Genomic DNA, 3,401 nt, shown 5'->3' with positions numbered 1-3,401 from the left:
GTCTACGGTGCCGGTGGTCTCGGCGGCTTTGGTGGCGTACTTCGCCACGTACGCGGCCACCGCCTCTTCCGACAGATCCTCGTTCGCACTCCCGGCACCGATGGGGCGGACGTCCACCTGTGTCCCCCATGCCAAGGTTCGGGCGGGGTGGTCGCCGGAGGCCGGGAGCGGGACCGTGGCGCGGGCGGCAGCCGCCTGGATCGCGTCCGTCAGCAGGGCGACGCTGGCCCAGCCGGGGGGCGGGGTCTCGGGTCCGTCGGGGCCGTCGAGTCGGACGATGGCGTGGAAGTGGACCGCGCCGCGCTTCTGGAACTCAGCGACCTTCCCGAAGGAGACCCGGCAGACCTCGGAGGCGGCTTTCTGGGAAAGGCCGGCGCGGGCAGCGATCTCCCGGCGGAGGTAGATGGTGAAGCGTCGCCAGAGGTCCCCGGCGTGGTTGTTCCACAGCACCGCGCCCGCGTAGTCGTACGTGCCGGGGTTCAGGGCGGTGCCGAGGATCGGGGAGTCCTCGGGGTGGTCGGTGCCGCACCGGCAGACACCACGGGTGGGCCGGTTGTGGACCGGGCCGAAGCTAGGGGCGGTGAGCGTCGCGAAGACCTTGGGGTGCGTGCGCACCGTGACCGGCGCTCCCTTGGCCACGTCACCGGTGAGCCCGGCGCGGATCAGGTGGAAGGTGTCCCCGGCGTAGGTCCAGGCGCAGGAGGGGCACCGGGAGGCCCGCCGGTTCCCGCACGCGACCCGGAGGCGTCCGCCGGGCTCGCCCTGGGTGCTGTAGGAGTAGAGCACCTGCCCCGACTTCGCATCCCGGGTAGTGGTCATGCCCTCCAGATGGATCGGGTCCGAGCAGCCACCGGTACGCCGGACCTGCTCCTGCCAGCGGTCGAAGCCGGGGGCGTTGGCGACCCGTAAGAGGTCAGCCAGCGTCAGCGGATCAGTGCCCACAATGGCGGCGGTCCCGGCCACGGCCGAGGGCTCTACGGGAAAGGAGGTCACTGGTCGTCCTCCCTCGGGTAGCCGTGCCCGATCGGCGGGTAGAGGCCGCGCACCTTGGCGTCTTCCTCGGCGTAGTGAGCGTCATCGACCACGGTGAAGAAGTGGGTGTAGGGGCGGACGTCGTGGGCGTCGAGGTACACGCCGATCTGCTCGGTCCGCATCTCATCCGCCCACTCCGCCGAGTCGGGGCGTTCACCGAACAGGGCGTCGTCGAAGAGGCTCACGCGGCCACCGCCACGGAGTCGGAGACCTCGGCGGTCAGGCGCTCGATGTGGGCGAGGAGGCGGGCGCGGGGCCGGGCGCTGACGGTGGCGTGCACGACGGAGCGGGCGGTGTGCTCCTCCAGCCCGGAACCGTTGCAGACCCAGCAGAACACCGACAGGCAGTCGTCCTCACCGGCCCAACCGGACCCGGCGCACTCCGAGCAGTCCGCCCACGGGCGAGAAGTCAGGAAGTACAGGCACTCAGCCGGATCGGCGCACCGCAACTCCGCGCACGCCGGGCAGGCCCGACCCAGCACCGAACGACGCACAACCACAGCAGAAGCAGTCATGATGGAAACTCCCTCAGGGGATCAGGGAGCGGCGCGCTTGCTTGGCGGTAGGAGCGCCGCTCCCGCGTTCACGAGACTCTAAGTAGAGCACTACATGTAGCGCTACACAAGGTACTCTACTAAGACGCCTCAACCTCGAAGGGAGGGCGGAGCCGATATGGCCAAGATCGGATACTCGGAGATCGCCGCTGACCTGCGGAAGCAGATGCAGAACGGCAAGCTCAATCCTGGGGACAGGGTCCCTTCGCTAAACGCGATTCAGGAGCAGTACGGCGTTACGGTCACCACGGCGAACCGCGCATTCAAGCAGTTGAAGGCCGAGGGGCTGACCTATGCCAAGCCCGGGGTGGGGACGGTTGTCGCGGCCCGGCCCCGTGCGGCTGCGACTGGAGCAGCGAGGATTGATCGCCTCAACGCGACAGGTAAGCCCTTTGTGGCGGAGGAGACGGCCACCGATCACATGGCGGTGATCCGGGGGTGCAACGACGACGACGTCATCGAGCAGCTTCGTATCGAGCCCTTTGATGAGGTGGTTATCCGTCGGCGGACCTTCCGGCGAAACGATGTGCCTTACGCCCTGGCGCTGTCGTTCATTCACCCGAGGGCCCTACGAGACGTGCCGGAGATCGCCCAGACTGGTCCGCTGGAACCGTTCTGGCAGAAGACGTACACCGAGCGCACTGGAAAAGAGATCACTCGATCTCCCGAGCGGCGAACTGCCCGTCTTGCCGCTGGCTACGAGCTTGAGGCTCTGGAAGTGCCCGTCCCTGCACACGCTGCCGTGCCCGTCCTCGTACTGCACACCACGTTCTACGACGAAGACGGCCCCATCGAACTCTGGGAAGACGTGTACACCCCCGGCTTCTGGCAGGAAGCGACGGAGTAGGCGACCGTTACAGGTTTCTCTACCTCATCAAGGCACCCGGCTGCGCTCCGCTCCGCCGGGCGCGCTTCCCGGCTCTGGCTGCGCCCGCGCTCCTGCCTTCGGCCCGCTCGGCGCTGCCGCCGCCGACGCGCGCCCACAACTGGATAGGCCCGGGGGCATGAGACGAAAACCAAGCCCGCGGCTTCAAGAGGATGCCTCCGGCGGGGGCGCTCAGACTCCGGGATGGACCGGGCACCGTTCGCGAGTGCCGGCCGGAGCGTGGCGAGCGTCGCGGGGGCTCCCATCCCGACCACCTTCGACCCAGGCAGAGCCGAGCAGTCGCGGCCCAGGGCGTCAAGGTCGTTCGTACAGTGGCGCGCTCCACCTTGACGCCCTGAACCACGACCGCTCCACGGAGTGTGGGTCGAAGGCGGACGGGATGGGAGCTGGGGTGAGTGGTGGGTTCATGGAGCTTGGTGGCGGTCAAGTTGCAGCTGGCGTACTATGCCCGATAGGGCAAGCCACGTACGCCCGAGCCGCTGTTGACATGCGCCTATGCCGCGAAGTCTGCGCCGACGGTCAAGGTTTTTCGAGACCCGTGATGACGTTCCTGCCCGGCGAGATTTGCTAATCGGCAGGTGGCATAGGCCCTGCTCGACATGGAGCAAGTTATGCCGAAGAATAGGCGAACGACTGCACAGCAGAAGGCTCGCGCTCTCGCGAGGGCCACTCCCGACCTTCCGTACTGCGTCGCGTTGGCTCAGGTCAGTTCTCACTCTGCTAGCCAACAGCAGCAGCTTAAAGAGGAAGCCCCCCGGCGCTCGGTCGGTACTGCGCCGATGTCAGAGGTAGGCGACGATGTGGTCCCTCCTGCGCTCGCTCAACTGTCGCTGGCGCTGGAGCGGACGCTGCGCAAGATGAACGAGCCGTCGCTGGCGCTGGAGCGGACGCTGCGCAAGATGAACGAGCCGTCGCTGGCGCTGGAGCGGA

The 3,401-nt window shown here is 67.7% G+C and carries 4 protein-coding genes; 1 reads left to right on the top strand and 3 read right to left on the bottom strand.

What is annotated here, in order from left to right; translation table 11 throughout:
* From B9S58_RS36530 to B9S58_RS36520, 3 genes are all read right to left on the bottom strand, one after another.
* Positions 1-993, bottom strand: a 993-nt coding sequence (locus B9S58_RS36530; protein WP_374935726.1) for a replication initiator, incomplete at its 3' end; no start/stop codon positions are given.
* On the bottom strand, positions 990-1,217 hold the full coding sequence (locus B9S58_RS36525) for a hypothetical protein (RefSeq protein ID WP_103534981.1): 228 nt from the start codon (positions 1,215-1,217) through the stop codon (positions 990-992). The genes B9S58_RS36530 and B9S58_RS36525, both read right to left, overlap by 4 nt.
* On the bottom strand, positions 1,214-1,546 hold the full coding sequence (locus tag B9S58_RS36520) for a hypothetical protein (protein ID WP_258045162.1): 333 nt from the start codon (positions 1,544-1,546) through the stop codon (positions 1,214-1,216). The genes B9S58_RS36525 and B9S58_RS36520 overlap by 4 nt, the downstream gene beginning before the upstream one ends.
* Before the next feature lie 157 nt (positions 1,547-1,703).
* Here B9S58_RS36520 and B9S58_RS36515 point away from each other — a divergent pair, with 157 nt between their 5' ends.
* Positions 1,704-2,432 (top strand): GntR family transcriptional regulator, encoded by a 729-nt coding sequence (locus B9S58_RS36515; protein ID WP_030119708.1) that lies wholly within the window; start codon positions 1,704-1,706, stop codon positions 2,430-2,432.
* The last annotated feature ends 969 nt before the right edge of the window (positions 2,433-3,401 follow it).

Origin of the sequence: Streptomyces sp. SM11 (assembly GCF_002910905.1) — a bacterium.
Lineage (GTDB): Bacteria > Actinomycetota > Actinomycetes > Streptomycetales > Streptomycetaceae > Streptomyces.
This window is presented reverse-complemented; position numbering and strand designations above follow the sequence as displayed.

Excerpts from the sequence above, each read along its gene's own strand:
- B9S58_RS36520 (WP_258045162.1), bottom strand. The coding sequence starts at position 1,546 with ATGACTGCTTCTGCTGTGGTTGTGCGTCGTTCGGTGCTGGGTCGGGCC.
- B9S58_RS36515 (WP_030119708.1), top strand. The coding sequence starts at position 1,704 with ATGGCCAAGATCGGATACTCGGAGATCGCCGCTGACCTGCGGAAGCAG.